A 23,039-nucleotide genomic window follows, 5' to 3' on the forward strand; every position below is an offset into this window, starting at 1 on the left:
AATCACCTCAGCTTCTAGCTTATAGGAACGGTAAGAAAGTTCCTAGGAGTAAGAGACCAATACTGATCGCAATGATAGCTACAATCAGCTTACCGATAAATTTCCACCAAGTACCAATATTGATACGTCCAAGTGCCAAAGCCCCCATAACAATACCAGAAGTTGGAGCAACCAGGTTCAGCACACCTGAAGCAGACTGGTAAGCTGTGATGATCAAGCTTGCCTTGACATTGACAAATTCTCCCAAAGGAGCCATGATTCCCATAGTTGCACTGGCCAGACCAGATGATGATGGGATAAGGAAGGACATTGGCAGGTAGAAAATGTAGGTCAAGACGATAAATACTTGTGATGACAGACCGCTGAGTCCTTGTTTGCCCCAGTTGAGGATAGTGTCTGTAATCATACCGTCATTCATGATAACTTGGATACCACGGGCAATTGCTACGATTAGGGCTACGCTAAGCAGGTCAGCTGCACCGTTCATAAAGGCTGAGATAATCTTATCTTCCTTGAGACCGTAAACAGCACCAATCAAGATTCCCATGAAAGCAAAGAGCATAGCTCCTTCTGGGAAGTACCAAGTACCCAGTGCGGAAGTAGATGAACCAACAATCTTACCAACAACTGGAAGACCAGTCAGCCAGGCATTGATGTCCTTAAAGATAGTAATACCGAGACCTGTCCAAGGAATGAAACTTAATACCATAAGGACAAATGTCAAAATGAACAATACTAAGACAATTCTTTGCTTTTTGCTCAGTGTTGACTCAACAGATGAAGAAGTTTCAACGTTGAAGTGTTTCAAATCTTCTTCGCGAGTGCTGTAAACCAGTGACTTGGTCGGATCCTTTTGAATTTTATCTGCATAGCGATAAACAAACCAAGTACTGAGAGCTGTCATGACAAACAAGAAGATGAGACGGAGAGCAATTCCTTCACCGGTACTAACACCAGCTGTTGCTGAAGCGATACCAGTTGCAAATGGATTTAGCGTAGAAGCCAAACATCCAATTTGCGAACCAAGCAGGATAATAGCCACCCCAGTCAGACTGTCAAAACCAACCGCCATCATCACCGGCACCAAAAGCGGATAGAAGGCCATGGTTTCCTCACCCATACCATAGGTAGTACCACCGAGGGCAAAGAGAGGCATCAAGACGACAATCAGCATCTTTTCGCGACCCTTGTACTTCTTAACGATAGAGGCAATTCCCACATCCAAAGCGCCAGTTTCATTGACAACACCAAGGAAACCACCAACCATGAGGATGAAGAAGGCAACATCTATCGCAGCAGTAGTTTCCTTGATTAAGGATCCTTCTTCTGGATGCGTACCCAGCATAGCACGAATCGGTGCCATCAGGACATCCCAAATCCCTTGCGGATTTTGCGCTTGTTTTTGATACACGCCATCTATAAAAGCTCCTGCTGGGATAATCCAAGTCAGCACTGCCATAATGGCAATGATTATCAACAATACGGTGTAAGATGAAGGCATCTTAAACCCTTTTTTTGTTTTTTCACTCATTTGTATTCCCTCCTAAAAATTTTTTAACGAGGTTACGAACCTACATTTCCCTGTATGAGTAAACAAGAAAACGCTTACTTTGTTTTTATTTTACCATATTAACATTGAAAAAGCCAGTATTTTTGAAAATAATCAAAGATTTTCAGGAAAAGACTTGCAGCAGCGACAGAGTTCAGCTGCTATCGACTTTCAATCAGTTCTATGCCTAGCCTTTTTCAATAATCGTACCGCTCTCAGACTCAATCAGAGCGCCCAGATTTTCCAGAGATGTGATAACTGCTTTGCCTTCTGGACGGCCATTGACAAAGGCAATAGCTGCTTCTACTTTTGGAAGCATGCTGCCTGGTGCAAATTGTTCTTGCTTGATGTATTCTTCCAATTGAGCAACATTCACATGCTCCAATTTTGCTTGGTCTGGTTTGTTGTAGTTAACAAAGACATAGTCCACACCAGTCAAGACGATGAAGAGGTCTGCATCAACCAACTCCGCTAAGCGCTGAGAAGCAAAGTCCTTGTCAATAACAGCTTCAACACCAGTAAGATGGCCATTGTCTTCTTTGACGACAGGAATTCCACCACCGCCAGCAGCTACCACTACTTGACCTTGATTCAAAAGCGTACGAATCGTTTCAATTTCCTTGATGTCCACTGGTTTTGGTGAAGCAACGACCTTGCGCCAACCGCGGCCAGCATCCTCTTTGAAAGTCGCTCCGCTCTTTTCAGCTTCCGCTTTTGCTTCTTCCTCTGAGTAGAAAGGACCGATTGGCTTGCTGAGGTTGACAAAGGCTGAATCGTTCTTATCAACTACTACTTGCGTCACAACAGAAGCAACATTCTTTTCGATACCTTCATCCAAGAGAGCATTTTGCAAAGCATTCTGCAGCCAGAAGCCAATACTGCCCTCTGTCATAGCCACAAGAGAGTCTAGTGGGAAAGCAGGATTCTTTTCAGAGTCTGCTGCCAACTGTTGCAGCAGCAAGTTCCCTACTTGCGGACCATTTCCATGGGTAATGATAAGATCATCCCCGTTTTTAATCAATTTCACCAAGTGTTTAGCAGTTTCCGCCAAGGCTTCCTGCTGTGCTTTCGCTGATGGGTCAGATGAAAGGATGGCATTTCCTCCCAAGGCTACAACGATTTTACGATTTGCCATTAAATTCTCCTTAAATGCGCTTCAATGAATGCGCTTCCAATTTATTTTAGTAGATTATTTAATTTTCAATAAGAAAATGAGCATTTCTTATCATATAAAAGAGGGCCGGACTAAAGCTATTAGTCGCAGCCCTCATAGCTGTTGGTAGACGGTTTCTTAGGTAAGATTATACTTTTGGAATGTAGAGGTTTCCAAGAGTTGCAGCCATAACCGCTTTAATTGTGTGCATACGGTTTTCTGCTTGGTCGAAATGACGAGCATATTTGCTGCGGAAGACTTCGTCTGTTACTTCCATTTCCTCTACGCCGAATTTTTCAGCGACATCTTTACCGTAAACAGTATTTGTATCGTGGAATGCTGGTAAGCAGTGCAAGAAAATCAAGTTTTCGTTATCAGCTTTCTTCACCAAATCCATGTTTACTTGGTAAGGTTTAAGGAGGGCAACGCGTTCTGCAAACTTGTCTTCTTCACCCATAGATACCCAAACGTCTGTGTAAAGAACATCAGCACCTTTAACCGCTTCGTCAGCATCTTCAGTGATGAGGATACGTGCGCCGCTTTCTTTCGCAAAGCCTTCTGCCAATTCAACGATTTCTTTTTCTGGGAAGAGTTCTTTTGGTGAGAAGATGTGAACGTTGACACCAAGGATAGCTCCTGTTACCAGCAAGCTGTTGGCAACGTTGTTACGTCCATCACCACAGTATACCAATGTCAAGCCTTCCAGACGGCCAAAGTTTTCTTGAACAGTCAAGTAGTCAGCCAACATTTGAGTTGGGTGCCATTCGTCAGTCAGGCCATTCCATACTGGAACACCTGAGAATTCTGCCAATTCTTCTACCATGCGTTGGCTGAAGCCGCGGAATTCAATCCCATCAAACATACGGCCCAATACTTTAGCAGTGTCTTCTGTAGATTCTTTCTTACCAAGCTGGATATCATTTGCACCAAGGTATTCTGGATGTGCTCCCAGGTCAATGGCTGCTGTTGTAAAAGCTGCCCGAGTACGAGTAGATGTTTTTTCAAACAAGAGAGCGATATTCTTACCAGCAAGATAATGGTGTTGAATATTGCGTTTTTTCAAATCTTTCAAGTGAGCTGAAAGACCGATAAGGTATTCTAACTCAGCACGGCTAAAGTCTTTTTCTGCTAAGAAGCTACGTCCTTGGAATACTGAATGTGTCATTCTATTATTTCCTCTTTCTTTTCTTTATGTATTTGTTAGCACTTGTATGCTTAAATTTCTTCACGTTCAAACGGCATAGACATACAGCGTGGTCCACCACGACCGCGAACCAATTCACTTCCGCGGATCTTAATCAAACGCAAGCCGTATTCTTCCAAAATCTTGTTAGTAACGGTGTTGCGGTCATACACCACTACCACACCAGGTGCGATGGTCAAGGTGTTAGAACCGTCATTCCACTGCTCACGCGCAGCAGCTACAATATTGCCACCGCCACAGCGAATCAGGTGAACTTTTTCCACACCAAGGTTTTCTGCCAAGATTTCTGCCAAATCACCTTTTTCTTCAACAATCTTAAGTTTGTCATCAACATAAGTTACTGAGTAAACGCGAAGATCGCCTTCGATTTCTGGGTGAATCGTGAATTTGTCATAGTCAACCATAGTGAAGACAGTGTCCAAGTGCATGAACTTACGGTTGTTCGCAAATTCAAAAGCCAAAACTTTCTTGAAGCCAACATTTTTCTTGAAGATATTGACCAAGAGTTTTTCGATAGAAGCTGCGTCTGTACGTTGTGAAATACCAACCGCCAGCACATCTTTTGAAAGAACCAGTTCATCCCCACCTTCGATACGTGTATCTTCTTCACGGTTATATACAAGTTCAACATTTCCACCGTATACTGGGTGATATTTGAAGATGTATTTACCGTAGAGAGTTTCACGATTACGAGTATATGCATACATGTGGTTGAGCGATACAGCATTACCAATTGTAGCAAATGGGTCACGTGTGAAGTAGAGGTTTGGCATTGGATCAATAGCGAATGGATAATCAGATTCCACCAAGTCCGTCAAGCCTTTTGCTTCTTCAGGAATTTCTGGCAATTCAACTTTTTGAACCCCTGCCATCGTTTTTTCAACCAACTCTCGGTTATCTTTGATACCACGAAGCAGTTCGCGAATAGCTTTCTTGGTTTCACGGCCGCGAATATTGGCTTCTTCCAGATATTCTTCGATGAATTGCTCACGGATTTCTGGAGAAGTCAGTGACTCAGCAGCTAGCTGCTCAAGATAGAGCACCTCAACTCCTTCATTACGAAGCGCTTGAGCAAAGTTATCATGTTCTTTTTGTGCATCTTCCAAGAAAGGAATATCATCAAAAAGAAGACGTTCTAAGTAGTCCGGCTGCAAGTTTTCCAACTCCTTGCCAGGACGGTGCAACATAACTTTTTTCAGTTTTCCAATTTCTGAGAAAACACGAATTGGATGTGTAGACATCTACTATCCTCCTTTTTCTTTGCGGTTTAGGTTTTTCTAATCCCGTTTACATGTACTATTCTAGCATTTAATGCTACCGCTTTCAAGAAAAAGTCTACATTGCAAATGCCAAATCCTTTGCTTTTTTCTATTTTTATTTTTATAATATTCTTCTTTAAAGCGTTTTCTTTGAATATTTTATGCATTATATTATTTTTGTGAATATTTATTTTTTAAAATAAAATCAATACACGGTTAATATTAGAATATTTTGAATATATTAAGCAAAAAAGAAGCCAATCAGAACCGATTAGCTTCCAGCAAGGTATTTCATGAAATACTCTTTCTCTTTAAAAGTTAATTTTTTATGTTGGTATTCAATCCGACCTTCATCTAAGAGCTTTTTCAGAACTTGATTGACCGTTTCCCGAGTCGTGGCTCCTAGTTTTGCCAACTCTTTCATACTGATAGGAAAGGGCAGGCTATCTCCTACCTTGCACAAATCCATGCAGAGCAGAGACAAGGACTGAACCACACGCTCGCTGGCACTGGCTGCTACAACATTGCGCAAACGAAGTTCCTGAAATTCCAGAATTTGCGACAGCCGCTTGGTAATAAACAAAAGCTGATCCACACTCTTCTTAGAATATTCTTCAAATAAATCAATAGGAATGGAGAAATATTCGACATTGGTGACAGCGCTGGCTGTATAATGGTAGCACTCATCAAAAAACATACCTCCATAGGGGAAAACACTGTTTTTCTTGACATAATCCATATATGAAAATGTGTCTGTCGAATCATACTGCTCAATCCGAACATAGCCTTGAGACAAGAGAAAAAGTCGCTCACGTCGATCCCCCGCAAAAAAGATAATCTGCCCTTTAGGAATCTTGCGATACTGAATCTCCACTGCTAATTTATCGAAAAGCTCCACTGGCAGATTGACAAAGGCAGGGTGCTGCCGGATAAATTGATAATGCTCCTTGGTAATCATGATAACCCTTTTATTTGATACTTGATACCATTATAGCATAAATCCGCTTACAAATAGAAAATGCTGACTATAAAAGTAAGAAATCCTAACAAAACAAAGAGGTGTGCCCATTTTCTATTCATGGAATTTCTGTCAGCTTGTACTTTTTTGGGCAAGTAATTGCCTACAATTATGAAAACCAAAGCAACTAGCATAGTTACAATTTTACGCACATCAAAACTCTCATTTAAGCCCCGATAAATGGTAGCTAGATACAGCGAAACAAAGGTAAAAGGAAATATCCAGCGAATAAGGTGCTTAAAGGTTCTATTTAAGATATCTTTGGCAATGGTTATCCAGTAAATCATAACTTCTAGTAGCATCATGACAATTGGAAAAGCCGAAACTACTAAAAACTTAGGTAAAAAAGCATTTCCTTTTCCAGATAAGTCAAAGTGAATAGCCAAGTTTTCTGGTAATGTTTGATAGACCCAGATGGCATATAAAACTGGCAGGAGCATGAGTCCAAGCGCCCAGCCTAATTCTTGTAAACTATTTTTTTTCATTTTCGTTTCCTCCTCCAAGAGATTGAAACCAGACAAGAATTTCTTCAAAAACAGTGACATCTAAGCTGTAATATATAAAGTTCTTCTGCTTTTCTTCTATGAGCAGACCGGCTTTCTTTAGCTGAGAGAGGTGGTAGGATACTGTCGCAGGGGTCAGCTCAAAAGCTTGAGCAATTTCCCCTGCTGACTTCGGACCATGCTTGAGCATTTCCAGAATCCCCCTTCGAACTGGGTCAGCTAGGGCTTTAAGCGTTTGACTGATGCCCATGATTGAACCTTTCCTTCAGGTAAACTTTCAAAATTTTCTTGGTCAGAAAGACTAGTGCCACTACTTCTACTAAGAGCAGAGCCTCAACAGCCAGTGGCGGAAGAACGCCTACCTGAGCCAGAGCAGGCGCTAAGTCAATCAGGGCGTGAAGTCCCAGAGCGGCTAAAAAATACACTGGAGCCTTCTCCTTGACCGCTTTCCAAACCCAGAAGGTCAGAAGGATTTGAATGAGAATAGCCAAGATCCGTTCAAAAGCCAAAAGATAGATGCTGCCAGCGTTCATGGAACGGACATTGTCAATAACTGCTTGAGGAATTTGAGCCAGCGTCTGAGCATTCCCCTGAGTCACTACCTGAGCTATAACCCAAAAGTTTAAGAGACTGACAATACCAACAAACAAAGCCTCAATACCACCATGCCCCAAGCCATAGGCCACACCATCCCTAAAGGTCAGTGGACGCTTCTTCTGCAGCCAGTAAAAGATGACCCAGCGGGCTGTTTCTTCAAAAATAGCTGCCGCAGCAATAGCATAAAGAACGTATAGCCAAGGATTTTCCGTCTGCAAAGCGATAGTTCCATCAGCCTGAGGCTGTAAAACGATACGATGCAAAATATTTTCCAGAACTTGACTAGACAGATAAAAGCCAACTCCCCCTAAAAGGAAAACTAGCAGAGAAATGTGCTTGGTCTTTTTAAAATAAACCAAAGGAACAAGGACTGACCCTAAAATCAGCAGCATGGCAATCAAGATATGAATGGAAATCATCGTTTTTCTCCTGAACTGTTTAGATTTTTTTCTAAATAGATTATACATCTTTCCTTTCTTTCTGTCAAATCTATTTTGATTTTTTTCTAAATAGATTTCAATCTAAAAGTCATCAAGCTTTACTGCATTTTAAAACAAAAAATACGCCCAGATTTTCATCTAAAGCGTATTTTTTCTGATTTCTATTAGATTAGTTCATATTAACCCGATGCCATTCATTGATGACGTAGGCTAACTGACCAACTTGCTCAATTCCGACACCACTGATCTCATCACTGGCCTCGGTGCTACCACCTAAATAAGCCGTATAGAGAGCTATAATATAGGGCTTCTCTTCCATGACTAGAGCATCCACATTGAGCGCTTCACGAACATATCCTGGCTTTTGATAAATGGTAATGTCACGCAGATAGCGCTTATAATACTCACCTGGGAAGGATTCGCCTATATAATAAAGGATATCCTTGTACTTTTCCTGATTTTTAGACAAATACTCAAGGACCTGAATATAGTAGTCCGTCGTGGTCTTATTATTCTCACGGCTGATCGTCTTAATATCAGCCTTGGACTGACCGTAGCGACTAAACATATCATAGGCCTTTTCCATGCCGCCTAGACGCTCTGCTAAAGCGTAGGCTGGAGTATTTTCAGAATAAACCAAGGAATATTCCTGCATGTCTGATATTCTCATAGCACCGTTGAAAGCACCAACATAGTTATCATGCTCGCCCCTATATTCATAGTTTGTATTGGTAATATCAAACCGCTCGTCCATAGAAAGTTTGCCGGCAGCAACCTCATCTACTACCAGCATATTGAGAGGGAGCTTGTAGGTCGATCCCGCAGTCATAGGCTGGGTATCATTCATTGCAAAGGTCTTGCCAGTCGTCAAATCCTTATATGAAAATGCAACCTGGGAGGGTTCAATTCCCATTTCAGTCATATAAGCCTGAATGACCTGAGTCAAATCCAAATTTGCATAGTCAAATCGCAGCCCCAAAGCATCCATAGTCGGGCCGTCCGCCTCCATGACCTTCTGCTTCTCCTCTGGACTTTTCTCAACAGGCTTCGGCTTTTCTTCAACTAGTTTGGAATCAGGCTTGACTTTCTCTTCTTTCTGTTCTTGCTCGCCAGACTTTGCAAGTTGGGCAGCCTCTTGTGCTTTCTTTTCAATAGCCTTATTTCGTTGGGTTATAAAAAGGAAGATGAAGCCCAGCAGACAAAGACAAGAAAGGACAGCTACGATAATCGTTACAATTTTTTTACTCAAAACATTTCTCCTAGCATTTGTATTATAAAAAATTATGAGGAAAATAACAAGTGAAACCCAGAAAAAAGGCATTTTAAGCATCAAAAAAGGCAAATCATTAATCGATTCGCCTTTTTATCTATTGAAACTGCCTGTTTATTTAGCAGCAGCGTAAAGTTCGTCAACCTTTTTCCAGTTAATAACTGAGAAGAAAGCTTGGATGTAGTTCGGACGAAGATTGCGGTATTTCACATAGTAAGCATGTTCCCAAACATCCAGTCCCAAGATTGGAGTTTTACCTTCTGAAATAGGAGTATCCTGATTTGCTGTTGAAGTTACTTCCAACTTACCTTCTTTGTTGACAACCAACCAAGCCCAGCCAGAACCAAAACGAGTTGTAGCCGCTGCAGTGAAAGCTGCTTTAAAGTCTTCAAATGATCCAAAAGTAGCTTCGATATCCGCTGCCAACTCTGCAGATGGTGATGTTTCTGCTGGTGTCATCAATTCCCAGAAAAGAGCGTGGTTAAGATGACCACCACCGTTGTTGATGACTGCTTGACGGATATCAGCTGGGATAGACTCCACATCAGCCAATAATTTTTCCAAGTCTTCACCAATTTCAGGATGTTTTTCAAGCGCAGCATTAACATTCGTTACATAGGTATTATGGTGCTTGTCATGATGCAAGTGCATTGTTTCTTCATCAATGTAAGGCTCTAACGCATCGTAAGCGTAAGGAAGATCAGGTAAGATAATTGCCATTTGATAGACCTCTTTTTCTATATGATTATAAAAATGATAACGCAATCATTAGAATTTTTCAACTATTTTGCTTGTAAGTCACCCGTCGCAATCTTGAGCAGAGCCAAATCAAACAGGTAATCTTTATCATACAGCCCCGACTTAATCTGGTAATCCGTTTCAATCAGACAGGCCATGGTCCTTTTAAGAAAGGCTAAACTCAGTGAGCGAGCATCCTTTAAAGCAAACTTGACTTGATAAGGATTGACCTTGCGGCCTAGATAGTCAGACAAATCAGACACAATCTGACTCTCAGCTCTGCCATTTTCTGCTAAAACCTTAACCTGCGTAAAGATACGAAACTGCCCCAGCATAATGGCAATAAGCTTGATTTCATCCTCACCTTGAAGAGTCAAATCTCGTACCAAACTTCTGACCTCATCAATCTTCTGCTGCAAAATCAGCTGGGTCAGGTCAAAAATATTGTCCTGAAGAGTCTTGGGAATGGCCTCGGCAATGTCTTCTAAACCAATCTGACCAGACTCTTTATAACCTTTCAGAAAGGCTAGATTTTTACTAACTTCACTGAACTGAAAACCTGATTTCAGCAGCAACTGATCGAAAGCTGTCGTAGCAAATTGTAATCCTTCTGCCTGCGCTTCCTTACTGAAATAAGCCCGTAGATCTGCTTCCTTGAGTTCTGCAGCCTCAAAAATTTTCCCGTCCCGTTTCAGTAGCTTGACCAGACGGCGCTTGCTATCCAACTTACCTTCTGCGAAGATAACCAGATGAGTTGTATCCGCTGGATTTTCTAGGTAATTTTCAAAAGATTTGAGTTCTTCATCAGTCAGATACCGCTTCTTGGCTGTTGTCAAATCAGCAAAATGGTCCAAAATTACGATTTTTTCATCCGCAAAAAAAGGCAGACTGACCAAGTCCAATTCCACATCCTGATAGTTTGCTTCTTTCATATCGAAAATAGCAGTGTTCAAATCACTCGGTTGAAACTGAATCTGGCGGAGAAACTGCTCTTTCAACAACTCAAACTGCCCCAAATCATCCCCAGCCAAAATGGTCAAAGCAGGAAGATTGCTTGGCGTGATTTTTTTAATTTCCTCAATAGCTAACACCGAAAGTCTCCCCTGCTTTATATTTCTTGTCAATTTTTTTCATGTATTGATTGTAACAAAAAAGAGTCGGAAAGTCTGTTATTTTCTTTGCAAACAAAATCTAATTTTTGAATAGATCTGCTATATAAATAGAAACTGTTACTAGCTTCATTTTTCTTTGTTCTAAAAAACTATCCATGTCCAGTTCTGTTCAAGATTTTCTACGAGCAATAGAACGAAAAGAGCTGGAAAAATTCCAACTCTTCTTTGTTTATTCTTGATTTTCAGTTGCATCCTCTACACTGTTTTCAGCTGGTGTAGAAGCTTGCTCCTCTTGAACTGATGAAACAAAAGGATTATCTTGAACAGGTGCCTGAGTTCCAAAATCTTGAGGTGTTGACTGCTCAGGTGTTTCAGCAGTAAATGGATTTTGAACTGGTTCTGTTTGCTCCACCGCTTGACTTTGCTCAGAAACAGGTTGTTGTGGCTGTTGACCAAACTGCTGTTCTTGGAAGCCACCTTGTTGCGGCTGTTGGCCAAATGGTTGGTTTTGGACAGGTTGTTGTGACTGACCAAACTGTTGTCCTTGGAAACCACCTTGTTGTGGCTGTTGACCAAATGGTTGATTTTGAACAGGTTGTTGTGGTTGTTGACCAAATGATTGGTTTTGGACAGGTTGCTGTGGTTGCTGACCAAATTGCTGACCTTGGAAACCACCTTGCTGTGGCTGTTGACCAAATGGTTGGTTTTGAACAGATTGTTGTGGTTGTTGACCAAACTGTTGTCCTTGGAAACCACCTTGCTGTGGCTGTTGGCCAAACTGCTGACCTTGGAAACCGCCTTGTTGTGGTTGTTTTTCATAGTTCAAACCTTGATTGTATGGCTGTTGTCCAAACTGTTGTCCTTGGAAGTTTTGCTGACCATATGAATTTCCAACCATTTCAGGCTTAGATCCTTGACAAAGCAAAACAATCAAAGCAATACTACATGGAAGAGATACTATTCCTGCAATAATATTTAGAACTGGAATAAATGATAGTAAAAAAGGACCAACATACAAGAAAAGAAATGCCCAATGATAACCAGCATCACGTAAACGACGGACAATGATAGCTAAATTAGGTACAAAAGTTGCCAGAGCATAGAGAATTAAGATGAAAATAAAGATTACAGCGAATCCTGCTCCAGCCAAGATTGCTGATGGATCTGATTCATATCCATAAGTTGAGTCTTGAACTGCTGCTGAAAGAATACTTCCAAAAGCAGATGCCCAAAAAATGATAAATAGCGGTGCAGTAACAATAACATGGCATAAAACTACCCACCAATAGTCTGACCGGCTAGACCGGCTTGAAAAATCAGCATAGTGTGTCCAGAATTTTTTATATGCAGCAAACATAAAATTCTCCTCTATAATTTTTTATACCCATTATCTTATCACAAATGCATAAATAAATCAATATGACTTCCTAACTGAAGCTAAGCAGTCTACAAAGTATCAGTTGGCATCTTTAACGCAGCTATCAACGAACCGTTTCAATCCTCCAGGAATTCCAACCAATCAAACGAATGGCCCCCTGCTGGTCAGTTCGATAGATGGCTGTATTAAACTTCTTAAATCTTTGCAAAGTTTCCTGATGCGGATGTCGATAACGATTATTCTGGCCAGCTGATATCAAGGCCAGTTTCGGCTGAATTTGCTCTAAAAACTCTGGACTGGAAGAGCCTTTGGAGCCATGGTGTCCTGCTTTTAAGACATCTGCTTTCAGCTGAGGGAATCGCTGCAGCAGTTCAATTTCTCCCTGCCTTTCCAAATCACCTGTAAACAAAAATTTTGTCTGAAAGAACTCCCCGTAGAGTACAATTGAATCATCATTTCCACCGTCTCCTGTTCCGCTAGGATAGAGAACCTGCAAAACTGAGTCAAACACCGGAATCTCATCTCCTACTTCTACGACATGGACAGAAGTTTCTATCTGCTCCAGTTTTTGAACAAAATCAAGCTGAGTCAGACTTCCTTTAGAAACATAGATTTCCTTGATGGAAAAATGCTTAGCTACCTCCAGCATATCTCCCATGTGATCGGTATCGGTATGAGTCAGGACCAATACATCCAGACTAGCAACGCCACGACTTTTGAGATAGGGAATTAAGGTCTTTTCTGCATTGGATGAAGTCTGTCGCTCCTGCCAAGCCTCTTTCTTTCCTATCTCGACTCGTCCTCCTACATCAATCAAAACCGTCCTGCCTCGCCAGTCCCTGAGAAAAATGCTATCTCCCTGACCAATATCCACTACTGTGATCTCGTTTTGCAGCGGATGCCTTGTTAGAAAAAATAAGAGAAGAGTAAGCAAACTAAAAGATAAAAGCCAGCTTTTCTTTCTCCGAAAGTCATAGATTAAAGCCAAAACCAAAAGCAGAGCAAACAGTAACCAGAGGTTGGGCTTCCCAAAAATCAAAGGACGCGGAGTAAAATCAGCTACCCAACGAATCACATCTTCGAGTAACTCAAAGAAAAAATTGGCCTGAGAAATTTTTACAAGTGGTGACAAAATAAAAATGAGGGTTAACCCCGGTAGCATCAGCAGGTCAAAGAATAGTGAAAATAGAAAAGTTAAAATCACAGACCAAGGCTGAAATTCAGAAAAATAGTAGATTAGTATAGGCAAAATCCCCAATGAAATAGTCAGACTTTCCGCTAAAAGCTTACGAATCGGCGGTAACTTTTCAAAATCCATCATAGAAATCAAAAAGGCATAGGCGCAGGACAAGACACCGCCTGCTGTCAGAAGAAAATTGGGCATGATGATAAAGAGAACCATCAGTGTCAGAGCAAAGTTATCTAATCTGGTCAGTCCTTGCTGGGCCAACAACTTCTGAACTAAGCTTCTGACGACAGAAACAGAAAAGCCTGTCAGTCCAGCGTAGATAAATGAAAAAGGTAGCTGCAAGGCGTTTACTGTCTCCCTCTTCATCCCCAAACGTAGAAGAATCCTGCGAAAACCATCCAAAAAGAAACCTACCTGCATACCAGACAAGGCAAACAAGTGGATGATACCCAAGCTAGAATACAGATTGCTCATTTCCGCAAACTCCGTATCCAAGTCACCAAACAAGAGTCCAGTCATATAATGACTCATCGGGCTGGGAAAATTACTTCGAATATAGACCAGCGCTTTTCTCCGCCAAACAGACAGCCAATCCAGTGGATTCAGGCTGGAAATTGTCCTTAGTGACTGAATCTTATTGATTTTTAAGGTACGGTAAATCCCCTGACTCTTTAAATAAGCCTGATAGTCAAAGCCCGAAAAATTTCGTTGCTGCTGGGCCTGTTCAAACTCTCCTTCAATATCAAGTACGACCAAATCTGTCAGTTGCTGAAAATCTTCCTCTTCACTGGCTGATTTGATCTTGTAGAAGACCTGATAAAGTCGACCGTTGGTTCGCCCTCGAAAGGATAGGGAGTCTCCATTGACCTTGATAGTATCTGGCAAAACTTGAACTGAGCTAGCTGAAGGAGGTTCCTGCCTAAAGGCCTGCTCTGCCATTTCCCGACGAAGCAAGAAAAAGAGAACAAAAAGGGACAGGAATGCCAAAGCAGCTAGACTTTTTTTGAGGGGATAGGTGAAAAAGAGACGAAGCAGAAGGACACCCAGCCCAAAATAAGCCAAGGAGCTACCAGAATAGACTGCAAAATAGGCCCATATAAGGATGAAAGTCAGATAGATAGGGGCGAGGGGGAGCTTTTTAATCCACTGTGACATATTCTTTCAGCTTTTCTAAGGTCTTATCTCCAATCCCTGACACCTTTTTCAGATCATCTACTGACTTGAAGCGGCCATTGCTTTCGCGGTAGGCGATGATGTCAGAAGCCCGCTTCTCTCCGATGCCTGAAATAGTCTGCAGTTCAGCCTCTGTCGCCGTATTTAGATTGACCTTGTCCGACTTTCCACCACCAGCACCAGCAGAATCAGAAGCTCCTGCTTGATACTGGCCGGTCTGTGTGACATCGGCTCCTTCTTCACCAATCTTTGCCACATAGATTACTGCTTCATCTGTTAATTTTTGTGCCTGATTAATGGACTTAGCCTCAGCGTCTGCTGTCAATCCGCCAGCTTTTTGGATGGCTTCATGGACTCTTGTTCCTGCTCTCAGCTCATAGACACCAGGATTCTTAACTGCGCCTTTAATATCCACTGTGACTTGCCCACTCTCCTCTTCGTCCGCCCTAGCCTTAGAGACAATCTTTTCGCTTTCTTCATCAGCTGAGCTGGATGAGGAATTTATTTCTTGGCTCAAGGCAGCTACCTGATTTTGCGGTTGATGATTTCCCTTGATGAGGAAAAAACCACCTAGCACCGCACCAGCCACTATCAAACCGACAAAGAGCTTGTATTCTTTCAGCTTTTCAATGATTTCTTCAAGCATATTTTTCTCCTTTGTCTTATTATTCGTAAAACATTTCAAAAAAATAAGACAAACCGAGAGAATTTTCAGCTTGTCATATTTTAAAATTCTTATTTTGCAAGAAGTCGTATAGATAGAAAGGCCATTGACAAAAATAGAAGCTGCAATATCAGTCTGCTTTGCTTATCCTGTATATCCAAGCTTCTATCTTTTGAGCTCTGCTATGTAAAAAAGCTAGATTTGCCAAAAGAAAAGCCATCACAAGCGCGCTTAGAATCAGAAGCCGCGGCCAAGAAACTGAATGCTGACTTAGATAACTTACGAAGACTAAGATCAATATGGGAAAAGTCACCAAAGCCGTGAAGCCGCCCGGTACCCAGCGACGAAAGCGAAACACTTGCATGATATGGCCCAGCAGATGAAGAGTATGACAGAAACCAATAGCCAGAGCCAGCTCGGGAATGCGAAATAGAATCGCAAGCAACAAAAGGATAAAGGCCAGCAGAAATTCCTCCGCAATCATCAGAGCAATGCTTTCAGCAGAAAGATAACTCCCTCTCCCAGCAATGAACATCTCCTTTTGATAGTCTTGATGGTCTTGATTCTGAGAAATCCAAGGCCGAACCAGGATAATCTCATCAAACTCGTGCAGCATAAACAGTGATAAGGTTACAAAAGATAAAAAAGTAAGAGACATAGCATCCTCCTTATAAAACATACAAACATTATAGCTCACGCGCTAAAAAAAATCAGCTCCCAAGCGAGATTGCTCAGCAAGCTGATTAGTATATTATTTTCTATGCTTATCTGGATCCCAGACAAAGCTAGCAAAAAAGCTGAAAATGATGGTCAAAATTCCAATCAAAATAGCAGGAATAAAGACAAAAGCACGTAGAATCCGTAAGAAGATATTGCCTTTCTTTTGTGTCTGGTAAGGGGCCACTTCAGCATCCAAACGGTCAAACTCCTCATGAATACGGCGAGCTACTTCCTCAACTCCCTCATCATTCATCTTCTTAATGTCTGAAATGTCAATTGGATTACCAAAATTCATATCCACACGCTCTCCAGCTGCCAAGCCTTTGAGGCTCATGGGACCAGCATAGACTACTGGCATGATACGGACCTTAGCCATCTTAGCAATCACTGCCACTCCTCCCTTGACATCTGTAGAATGGCGGCTGCCGCTTGGGAACATAATCAGAGAACGATTGCTCTTTTTCAGCATATTGACAGGGTACTTGATAGCTGACGGACCAGGATTTTCCCGGTCGATAGGAAAAGCACCGCACATGCGAATCCACCAGCCGAACACCCGATTTTCAAAAAGCTGTTTCTTGGCCATGAAAATGAACTGCTTGGGCTTGGTCGCAAAAGCCATGTAAACTGGATCCCACCATGTCCGGTGAGGGGCAACCAAGATATAATTTTCATCTTTTGAAGGAATCTTTTCTTTATTGTGGTAATGCGCATTGCCGTTTAAGGTCCACAGGATAAAAATCACTAAACCTCGCAAATAAGTATAAAACATAAACTCTCCTTATTTCAAACTGTGATTGTACTTGAAATTTATTACATCCTTTCCCATTATACCCTATACCCTTATAGTCTGCAATATTTTTCCAAACTTTGGCTGTAACAGCTGATTCTGATAGCCATTTCCATAAAAAAATGGTATCATTAATCTCATGAACAAGAAAGAATTAATCGGTTTAAACCAAACCCAAGTAGATGAAAAGATTTCGCAGGGCTTGACCAACGATTTTACAAATGACACCAGCACTAGTAACTGGCAAATCGTTAAGCGGAATGTTTTCACCCTTTTTAATGCCCTTAACTTTGTTATTGCTCTAGCCTTGGTCTCTGTCCAAGCCTGGAGCAATCTGGTCTTCTTCGCTGTTATCAGCTTTAACGCCGTCACTGGTATTATTACAGAGCTGCGAGCCAAACACATGATTGACAAGCTCAATCTGGTCAGCCGAGAGCTGGTCACAGTCATCCGCGACGGCCAGGAAGTCAAGATTCAGCCAGAAGAAATTGTACTGGGCGATCTGATCAAGCTGTCAGCCGGCGAGCAAATTCCCAGTGATGCCCGTGTAGTAGAGGGTGTTGCCGAGGCCAATGAAGCCATGCTGACAGGTGAGAGTGACTTGGTTCTCAAGGAAGAAGGCGCTGAGCTGCTGTCTGGTAGCTTTCTGGCCAGTGGGCAGATTTATGCTGAGGTGCACCATGTCGGCGCAGATAACTATGCCAACAAGCTCATGACTGAGGCTAAAACACTCAAGCCTATCAACTCGCGCATTCTATACAATCTTGCGAAAATTTCCCGCTTTACTGGAAAAATCATCATTCCTTTCGGATTGGCTCTCTTCTTTGAAGCCCTAATGATAAAGGGACTGCCTGTCAAAAACTCTGTCATTACCAGCTCGACAGCCCTTTTGGGTATGCTGCCTAAGGGAATCGCCCTGCTGACAGTCACGTCACTCCTGACAGCCGTCATCAAGCTAGGTATGCGCAAGGTTCTTGTTCAGGAAATGTATTCTGTTGAGACCTTAGCTCGGGTAGATACTCTCTGCTTAGACAAGACCGGTACAATTACCCAAGGTAAGATGACTGTTGAAGCCTTACATAGCCTTTCAGATAAGTTTTCTGATGAGACCGTCAGTCAAATCTTAGCAGCCTACATCCAAACCAGCGAGGATAATAACCCAACAGCTCAGGCTATCCGCAAGGGCTACGGCCATTTAGAGCACACCTATACTAGCGACAATATCATTCCATTTTCTAGTGACCGAAAATGGGGCGCTATGCATTTATCAAGTGTCGGAACTATCTTTCTGGGAGCTCCCGAAATGCTACTGGACAGCAATCCTGCAGCGGTTGGAGAGGCTCAAAAACGCGGATCTCGGGTTTTGGTACTGGCTCACAGCGACCAAGTGCTAGACAAACACAGTATCCAATTGCCTGAAGATATGACTGCTCTGGCCGTTCTGGAAATCACTGACCCTATTCGTGAGGGAGCGGCTGAGACACTGGACTACCTGCGCTCTCAGGATGTTGATCTGAAAATCATCTCTGGTGACAATCCTGTGACCGTTTCCCATATTGCGAGCCAGGCTGGATTTGCCAACTACGACAGCTACATCGACTGCTCTAAAATCAGCGATCAAGAACTGGTTGAGCAAGCAGAAGAAACAGCCATCTTCGGCCGTGTTTCTCCTCATCAGAAGAAGCTGCTCATCCAGACTCTTAAGGCCGCTGGTCGGACAACAGCCATGACCGGAGATGGGGTTAATGATATCTTGGCCTTGCGTGAAGCAGACTGTTCCATCGTCATGGCCGAGGGAGACCCCGCAACTCGGCAAATTGCCAACTTGGTCCTTCTTAACTCCGACTTTAACGATGTCCCTGAGATTCTTTTTGAAGGCCGCCGGGTCGTTAACAATATCGGCCGGATTGCTCCGATTTTCTTCATCAAGACCATATACTCCTTTATCCTGGCTATTATCTGTATCGCCAGTATTCTGCTCGGAAAACCTGAATACCTCTTGATTTTCCCATTCATCCCGATTCAGATCACCTTGATTGACCAGTTTGTCGAAGGTTTCCCACCCTTTGTCCTCACCTTTGAGCGCAATATTAAGCCGGTTGAAAAGCACTTCCTCAAACGCTCCCTGCAGCTAGCTCTGCCAAGTTCCCTCATGATTGTCTTCAGCGTGCTATTTGTTCGCATCTGGGGCAGCAGCCATGGCTGGAGCGACATAGAAATGTCCACCCTGACCTACTACTTGCTAGGCAGCATCAGCTTCTTGTCAGTCATTCGGGCCTGCCTGCCACTCAACCTCTGGCGCAGCCTGCTCATTATCTTCTCTGTCTTTGGCTTCTATTTATCAGCCTTTGTCCTGCAGCACCTTTTGGAAATTGCAACGCTGACAGCCGCAACTTTACCAGTCTATCTGATTCTCATGGTCGTTTTTGGATTTGTCTTTGTTGCCTGCACCATCAAGCAGAAATACAGATTTGATTAAGAGCTAGCTAAAAAAGATTGTCATTTAAGCTCATGGAAACATGCGAGGGTTCTCGCATGTTTTTTAATTGTGCAAAAACTTCCCATATCCCTTTGGAATCCATGCTAAATCATGCTATAATTGACTTATGAACGAAGCAAAACTAAAAGACGGAGAACGCGTCAACCAGCTCTTTTCGACGGATGTCAAGATTATTCAAAATAGTGAGGTCTTCAGCTATTCGGTAGACAGCGTGCTGCTTTCCCGCTTTCCCAAGCTGCCCCAGCGGGGGTTGATTGTCGATCTCTGTGCTGGAAATGGCGCCGTTGGACTTTTTGCCAGCACTCGCACCAAGGCTCAGATTATGGCAGTCGAGATCCAGGAACGTCTAGCAGACATGGCCGAGCGCTCCATTGAGCTCAATGATTTGACTCAGCAAATGCAGGTTATTCAGGACGATCTGAAAAACCTAGGACGCTATATCACTGGCAGCAGGGTTGATATGATTCTCTGCAATCCTCCATATTTCAAGGTTGACAAGCAATCCAATCTCAATGAAAGCCAGCACTACCTTTTAGCCCGCCATGAAATCTCAACAAATCTGGAAGAGATTTGCAAGATTGCCCAACGAGTCCTCAAATCTAATGGTCGGTTGGCCATGGTTCATCGACCAGAACGCTTTTTAGATATTTTAGATACCATGCAAGCCCACAACCTGGCTCCCAAGCGCATCCAGTTTGTCTATCCAAAGCTGGGTAAAGAGGCCAATATGCTGCTTATCGAAGCTATTAAAGATGGTTCCCGCGACGGTCTAAAAATCCTGCCCCCTCTCTTTATTCACAATCAGGACGGCAGCTACACTCCGGAGATTCACGAGATTTACTATGGAAAATAAAGCCTATATGTACGTACTTGAATGCAGAGACGGCTCCCTCTATACCGGCTACACAACGAATGTCCAAGCCCGACTCAAAAAACATCAAGCTGGCAAAGGAGCCAAGTACACCCGTGCTCGCCTGCCAGTTACCTTACTTTACCAAGAGGAACACCCTAATAAGCCGGCTGCCATGTCGGCTGAAGCCCTCTTTAAAAAGAAAACTAGACAAGCCAAACTGGCTTACATCAAAGAAAGGACTCAAAATGCCTGAAATCCAGTTTAAAGGCGACTTTCATCATATCGAAATTTCCCCAGACAGCCAGCTCGATATCGGTCAAGATGTCATCTTCCAATCTTTTACCAGCCTCAATGTAGCAAGTGGCGCACAACTCAAGCTAGGAACCCGGGTTTTCTTCAATGACCATTGCACTGTCCGCTGTCAGCACTCTATCGAAATCGGCAAGGACACCATGTTTGGCGATGGGGTCCGCATTTTTGACCATAATCATCAGTATTCTAATTATCACATTGAGAAGATTGATTTTACTGTTGCGCCAGTCAAGATCGGAGCTAACTGCTGGATTGGGGCCAATACTGTGATCCTCAAAGGTGTGACCATTGGTGATAATGTCATCATTGGAGCCAACAGCTTGATTTTCCAGGATATTCCCAGCAACTCTATCGCTATGAGCAAGGAAGAGCTTATCATCAAGGAGCGTCCACAGGGCAATTTCCATGCCTTCACGCTAACGGCTTCTGATACTTTGGAACAACTGGCCTATTTAGCAGAAAATCTGCCAGAATTAGAATTTCACATAGCTGCTAAGACCAATATTTCTCCTTACTTAGCCAGCTTTAATGACTATCCCAATATCAACCTCTACACCAATATCCACCAGGATGACTTTATTGAAGACTTGCTCGATAGGGCGGATATTTACTTGGATATCAATCACTGGGGAGAGGTAGACCAGATTGTCCAAAGGGCTATCAGCAAGGGGAAGCCAGTTTTAGCTTTCCGTCAAACTGCCCACCAGCCTGAAGCAAATACTTTACTTTTCGAATCGGACCAACCCCAACAAATGGCTAATGAAATACGAAAATTATTGAAAGAAAAGTCTAGGACATAAAGATCCTAGACTTTTCTTTTGCAGTCGATATGTATTTTATTAACTTTATTCACCAGCAATTCCATTTGGAATGATAACTTCCTTGAGTAACTGCTCTTCTTCTTTGATACGGACATAGAGGGTGATACAGTAGAGCGGGAAGAGGATGAAAAGAGCAAAGTAGGCATGACTGAGCAGGGCCAAGCCCACCAATTCTGGTACAACATTCAGGAAATAATTAGGGTGTTTGACATTGCGAAAGAGCCAGTGGTCAACAAACTTATGATCCTTAACCAGCATAAGCTTGATGGTCCAAACTGGTCCCAAGAGCTTGGCAACAAGGTAGAGCATAAACATAGAAAAGAGTAACAAGACAGCTCCCAGTAGGCTCACAAAGTCAAAAGCTGGCTTCTTCAGCAGCAATTCCAGAAAGCAAACCGCATAAAAAAGCATGTGCAGGTACTTCATGATATTTGAGTTTTTCACCCCGTACTCCATGCCTCCCTTGGCCAGAATATCCTGCTCATTCTGAGAGGATTTCCTCAAAAACACCAAACGAAAAAGCGACACAGACACAAAAATCACTATATTGATTGTCATAAGACCTCCTAAAATTTAATAATACATTTTATTATATAAGGAATTCTGCAGCAAAGTCAAGACTGTTGTTTACAAAATGAGATAAAGATATAAAAAAGCTGCGACTAGAATTTCTAGACAAAATCCCAGTCACAACCTCTATAAAATATTTATTTGAAGCAAGTTTCTCTCACCGGTCAGACATCACAAAATTTCAATATAGGTGCTGTATTTTTCCTTGACTTTCGGAGCGATATTGTCGTCCGTCACAACTGCACTGAGGTTGTCCAGCCGGTAAAAAGAATAGAAAGAATAGCTGTCAAACTTGCTGTTATCGGCTACAATGTATTTGCTGATGGCATTGTTAAGGATAATCGCGTCGCCGTTGCCTTCCTCTTCATTGCTGGTCGTAACATTATGACCGTCAATGCCATTCGCTCCAATAAAGGCCTTAGAAACCTTGATTTCTTTCAAAAGATTATTGGCAAACTGACCGACAAAGGTTTGAGTCTTAGCCCGATAACGGCCGCCAATCAGAATTAAATCTAAGTTGGCTCTTTCTTTTAACTTTTCAAAAATTGGCAGCGAATTGGTGACAATGCTGATATTTTTGCCATCCAAATAGTCTCCGATAAAATCGGTTGTGGTGCCTGACCCAATAAAGACCGTATCCCCGTCAGCAATCAAATCCGCACATTTACGGGCAATCTGCTTCTTCTCCTCAACATTCAGCATTTGCTTTTCTGAATGGGAAATCTCGTTGAGAGCATTCTTGACCTTCTTATGGGCTCCGCCATGAACACGGGTCAGCATGCCCTGCTTCTCCAAATCAATCAAATCCCGACGGATGGTCATATCCGTGACATCCAGCATTTCTTTGAGGTTTTTAACAGCAACCACACCTGTTTGATCCAGTTCTTGCAGAATGATTCTATGTCTACTTTCTTTCATTTTACATTCTCCTTTTGCTCCTGAATTTCTTACAGACTCACCTTCACCTTATTATACAACAGTTCTAGCATATAAACAAAGATTTGTGAATTTTTTTATTTTAAATAGCTGATATGTTGAATTTTGATGTCGAAATTAGTTGAAATACTTTGAATCCTGTTCTATAGCAAGAAGACCAGAAACAGTTCACAGCAGAAATAAGGGGACTATAATTTACTTTGAAAAACAGGGCAAATTAAATTAACACGCTTAAGGAAACTACATTGACTCAGACTTATAGTTCTGTAGGACAGACGATAAGGGGAGCC

At 42.4% G+C, this 23,039-nt stretch carries 22 protein-coding genes; 4 read left to right on the forward strand and 18 right to left on the reverse strand.

All coding sequences use genetic code 11. The annotated features are described in order from the left end of the window. Positions 1 to 19: 19 nt before the first annotated feature. The 16 genes from RWS24_RS01380 to RWS24_RS01455 all read right to left on the reverse strand — a co-directional run bounded on the left by RWS24_RS01380 (position 20) and on the right by RWS24_RS01455 (position 16,739). On the reverse strand, positions 20 to 1,531 hold the full coding sequence (locus tag RWS24_RS01380; protein WP_002925462.1) for a YfcC family protein: 1,512 nt from the start codon (positions 1,529 to 1,531) through the stop codon (positions 20 to 22). 205 nt (positions 1,532 to 1,736) lie between these two features. Beyond that, positions 1,737 to 2,684, reverse strand: coding sequence for a carbamate kinase (gene arcC / locus RWS24_RS01385; protein WP_049553457.1), 948 nt, complete (start codon positions 2,682 to 2,684; stop codon positions 1,737 to 1,739). Between the two features lie 166 nt (positions 2,685 to 2,850). Then, on the reverse strand, positions 2,851 to 3,867 hold the full coding sequence (gene argF / locus RWS24_RS01390) for an ornithine carbamoyltransferase (protein ID WP_002900826.1): 1,017 nt from the start codon (positions 3,865 to 3,867) through the stop codon (positions 2,851 to 2,853). Positions 3,868 to 3,917: 50 nt separating this feature from the next. Beyond that, positions 3,918 to 5,147, reverse strand: a complete 1,230-nt coding sequence (gene arcA / locus RWS24_RS01395; protein ID WP_314364775.1) for an arginine deiminase — start codon at positions 5,145 to 5,147, stop codon at positions 3,918 to 3,920. 289 nt (positions 5,148 to 5,436) lie between these two features. Further along, positions 5,437 to 6,123 carry a Crp/Fnr family transcriptional regulator gene (locus RWS24_RS01400; RefSeq protein ID WP_002912020.1) on the reverse strand — a complete coding sequence of 229 codons (687 nt, stop codon included), beginning with the start codon at positions 6,121 to 6,123 and terminating at the stop codon, positions 5,437 to 5,439. A 47-nt stretch (positions 6,124 to 6,170) separates the two neighbouring features. Beyond that, positions 6,171 to 6,668 (reverse strand): DUF1648 domain-containing protein, encoded by a 498-nt coding sequence (locus RWS24_RS01405; protein WP_004187746.1) that lies wholly within the window; start codon positions 6,666 to 6,668, stop codon positions 6,171 to 6,173. Beyond that, positions 6,655 to 6,936 carry an autorepressor SdpR family transcription factor gene (locus RWS24_RS01410; RefSeq protein ID WP_002896078.1) on the reverse strand — a complete coding sequence of 94 codons (282 nt, stop codon included), beginning with the start codon at positions 6,934 to 6,936 and terminating at the stop codon, positions 6,655 to 6,657. Before RWS24_RS01410 ends, RWS24_RS01405 begins: the two co-directional genes overlap by 14 nt. Continuing rightward, on the reverse strand, positions 6,914 to 7,702 hold the full coding sequence (locus RWS24_RS01415) for a YhfC family glutamic-type intramembrane protease (protein ID WP_048771598.1): 789 nt from the start codon (positions 7,700 to 7,702) through the stop codon (positions 6,914 to 6,916). Before RWS24_RS01415 ends, RWS24_RS01410 begins: the two co-directional genes overlap by 23 nt. A 190-nt stretch (positions 7,703 to 7,892) precedes the next feature. After that, positions 7,893 to 8,972, reverse strand: coding sequence for a serine hydrolase (locus RWS24_RS01420; RefSeq protein ID WP_293826298.1), 1,080 nt, complete (start codon positions 8,970 to 8,972; stop codon positions 7,893 to 7,895). A gap of 135 nt (positions 8,973 to 9,107) precedes the next feature. After that, positions 9,108 to 9,713 carry a superoxide dismutase SodA gene (gene sodA, locus RWS24_RS01425; RefSeq protein WP_002896081.1) on the reverse strand — a complete coding sequence of 202 codons (606 nt, stop codon included), beginning with the start codon at positions 9,711 to 9,713 and terminating at the stop codon, positions 9,108 to 9,110. A gap of 62 nt (positions 9,714 to 9,775) precedes the next feature. Then, a complete protein-coding gene (holA, locus tag RWS24_RS01430; RefSeq protein WP_048771588.1) occupies positions 9,776 to 10,822 on the reverse strand; it encodes a DNA polymerase III subunit delta in 1,047 nt (348 codons plus the stop codon). A 250-nt stretch (positions 10,823 to 11,072) separates the two neighbouring features. Next, entirely contained in the window at positions 11,073 to 12,200 is a 1,128-nt protein-coding gene (locus RWS24_RS01435; RefSeq protein WP_048771585.1) for a DUF805 domain-containing protein, read from the reverse strand. Between the two features lie 124 nt (positions 12,201 to 12,324). Next, the gene (locus tag RWS24_RS01440) at positions 12,325 to 14,565 is read right to left on the reverse strand and encodes a DNA internalization-related competence protein ComEC/Rec2 (protein WP_314364782.1); all 2,241 of its coding nucleotides are present in this window, start codon (positions 14,563 to 14,565) and stop codon (positions 12,325 to 12,327) included. After that, positions 14,549 to 15,229, reverse strand: a complete 681-nt coding sequence (locus RWS24_RS01445; protein ID WP_314364783.1) for a helix-hairpin-helix domain-containing protein — start codon at positions 15,227 to 15,229, stop codon at positions 14,549 to 14,551. The genes RWS24_RS01440 and RWS24_RS01445 overlap by 17 nt, the downstream gene beginning before the upstream one ends. 148 nt (positions 15,230 to 15,377) lie before the next feature. After that, a complete protein-coding gene (locus RWS24_RS01450) occupies positions 15,378 to 15,926 on the reverse strand; it encodes an HXXEE domain-containing protein (protein WP_314364784.1) in 549 nt (182 codons plus the stop codon). A 72-nt stretch (positions 15,927 to 15,998) separates the two neighbouring features. After that, on the reverse strand, positions 15,999 to 16,739 hold the full coding sequence (locus RWS24_RS01455) for a 1-acyl-sn-glycerol-3-phosphate acyltransferase (RefSeq protein ID WP_124765204.1): 741 nt from the start codon (positions 16,737 to 16,739) through the stop codon (positions 15,999 to 16,001). A gap of 157 nt (positions 16,740 to 16,896) precedes the next feature. Here RWS24_RS01455 and RWS24_RS01460 point away from each other — a divergent pair, with 157 nt between their 5' ends. From RWS24_RS01460 to RWS24_RS01475, 4 genes are all read left to right on the forward strand, one after another. Next, the gene (locus RWS24_RS01460) at positions 16,897 to 19,236 is read left to right on the forward strand and encodes a cation-translocating P-type ATPase (RefSeq protein WP_314364788.1); all 2,340 of its coding nucleotides are present in this window, start codon (positions 16,897 to 16,899) and stop codon (positions 19,234 to 19,236) included. Positions 19,237 to 19,363: 127 nt separating this feature from the next. Continuing rightward, complete coding sequence (locus RWS24_RS01465) at positions 19,364 to 20,110, forward strand: tRNA1(Val) (adenine(37)-N6)-methyltransferase (protein WP_002907003.1); 747 nt, start codon at positions 19,364 to 19,366, stop codon at positions 20,108 to 20,110. Continuing rightward, entirely contained in the window at positions 20,100 to 20,363 is a 264-nt protein-coding gene (locus RWS24_RS01470; protein ID WP_002907004.1) for a GIY-YIG nuclease family protein, read from the forward strand. Before RWS24_RS01465 ends, RWS24_RS01470 begins: the two co-directional genes overlap by 11 nt. Next, the gene (locus tag RWS24_RS01475; RefSeq protein ID WP_002907005.1) at positions 20,356 to 21,222 is read left to right on the forward strand and encodes a DapH/DapD/GlmU-related protein; all 867 of its coding nucleotides are present in this window, start codon (positions 20,356 to 20,358) and stop codon (positions 21,220 to 21,222) included. Before RWS24_RS01470 ends, RWS24_RS01475 begins: the two co-directional genes overlap by 8 nt. Before the next feature lie 45 nt (positions 21,223 to 21,267). Here the strand turns inward: RWS24_RS01475 and RWS24_RS01480 are convergent, their stop codons facing one another. Both RWS24_RS01480 and RWS24_RS01485 read right to left on the reverse strand, forming a co-directional pair. Further along, positions 21,268 to 21,801: an isoprenylcysteine carboxyl methyltransferase family protein gene (locus RWS24_RS01480; protein WP_002907006.1), complete on the reverse strand. Its 534-nt coding sequence runs from the start codon at positions 21,799 to 21,801 to the stop codon at positions 21,268 to 21,270. 183 nt (positions 21,802 to 21,984) lie between these two features. Further along, positions 21,985 to 22,731 (reverse strand): DeoR/GlpR family DNA-binding transcription regulator, encoded by a 747-nt coding sequence (locus RWS24_RS01485; protein ID WP_268688448.1) that lies wholly within the window; start codon positions 22,729 to 22,731, stop codon positions 21,985 to 21,987. Positions 22,732 to 23,039 lie beyond the last annotated feature (308 nt).

It is taken from the genome of uncultured Streptococcus sp. (assembly GCF_963528215.1).
Taxonomy (GTDB): Bacteria; Bacillota; Bacilli; order Lactobacillales; family Streptococcaceae; genus Streptococcus.

Bases quoted from the DNA above. Each gene is read 5' to 3' on its own strand.
- RWS24_RS01415 (WP_048771598.1), bottom strand. From the start codon at position 7,702: ATGATTTCCATTCATATCTTGATTGCCATGCTGCTGATTTTAGGGTCA.
- RWS24_RS01380 (WP_002925462.1), bottom strand. From the start codon at position 1,531: ATGAGTGAAAAAACAAAAAAAGGGTTTAAGATGCCTTCATCTTACACC.
- RWS24_RS01485 (WP_268688448.1), bottom strand. From the start codon at position 22,731: ATGAAAGAAAGTAGACATAGAATCATTCTGCAAGAACTGGATCAAACA.
- RWS24_RS01435 (WP_048771585.1), bottom strand. From the start codon at position 12,200: ATGTTTGCTGCATATAAAAAATTCTGGACACACTATGCTGATTTTTCA.
- RWS24_RS01410 (WP_002896078.1), bottom strand. From the start codon at position 6,936: ATGGGCATCAGTCAAACGCTTAAAGCCCTAGCTGACCCAGTTCGAAGG.
- RWS24_RS01460 (WP_314364788.1), top strand. From the start codon at position 16,897: ATGAACAAGAAAGAATTAATCGGTTTAAACCAAACCCAAGTAGATGAA.
- argF (WP_002900826.1), bottom strand. From the start codon at position 3,867: ATGACACATTCAGTATTCCAAGGACGTAGCTTCTTAGCAGAAAAAGAC.
- RWS24_RS01400 (WP_002912020.1), bottom strand. From the start codon at position 6,123: ATGATTACCAAGGAGCATTATCAATTTATCCGGCAGCACCCTGCCTTT.
- RWS24_RS01445 (WP_314364783.1), bottom strand. From the start codon at position 15,229: ATGCTTGAAGAAATCATTGAAAAGCTGAAAGAATACAAGCTCTTTGTC.
- arcA (WP_314364775.1), bottom strand. From the start codon at position 5,147: ATGTCTACACATCCAATTCGTGTTTTCTCAGAAATTGGAAAACTGAAA.
- RWS24_RS01440 (WP_314364782.1), bottom strand. From the start codon at position 14,565: ATGTCACAGTGGATTAAAAAGCTCCCCCTCGCCCCTATCTATCTGACT.
- RWS24_RS01470 (WP_002907004.1), top strand. From the start codon at position 20,100: ATGGAAAATAAAGCCTATATGTACGTACTTGAATGCAGAGACGGCTCC.
- RWS24_RS01475 (WP_002907005.1), top strand. From the start codon at position 20,356: ATGCCTGAAATCCAGTTTAAAGGCGACTTTCATCATATCGAAATTTCC.
- RWS24_RS01480 (WP_002907006.1), bottom strand. From the start codon at position 21,801: ATGACAATCAATATAGTGATTTTTGTGTCTGTGTCGCTTTTTCGTTTG.
- RWS24_RS01405 (WP_004187746.1), bottom strand. From the start codon at position 6,668: ATGAAAAAAAATAGTTTACAAGAATTAGGCTGGGCGCTTGGACTCATG.
- sodA (WP_002896081.1), bottom strand. From the start codon at position 9,713: ATGGCAATTATCTTACCTGATCTTCCTTACGCTTACGATGCGTTAGAG.
- RWS24_RS01455 (WP_124765204.1), bottom strand. From the start codon at position 16,739: ATGTTTTATACTTATTTGCGAGGTTTAGTGATTTTTATCCTGTGGACC.
- RWS24_RS01465 (WP_002907003.1), top strand. From the start codon at position 19,364: ATGAACGAAGCAAAACTAAAAGACGGAGAACGCGTCAACCAGCTCTTT.
- RWS24_RS01450 (WP_314364784.1), bottom strand. From the start codon at position 15,926: ATGTTTTATAAGGAGGATGCTATGTCTCTTACTTTTTTATCTTTTGTA.
- arcC (WP_049553457.1), bottom strand. From the start codon at position 2,684: ATGGCAAATCGTAAAATCGTTGTAGCCTTGGGAGGAAATGCCATCCTT.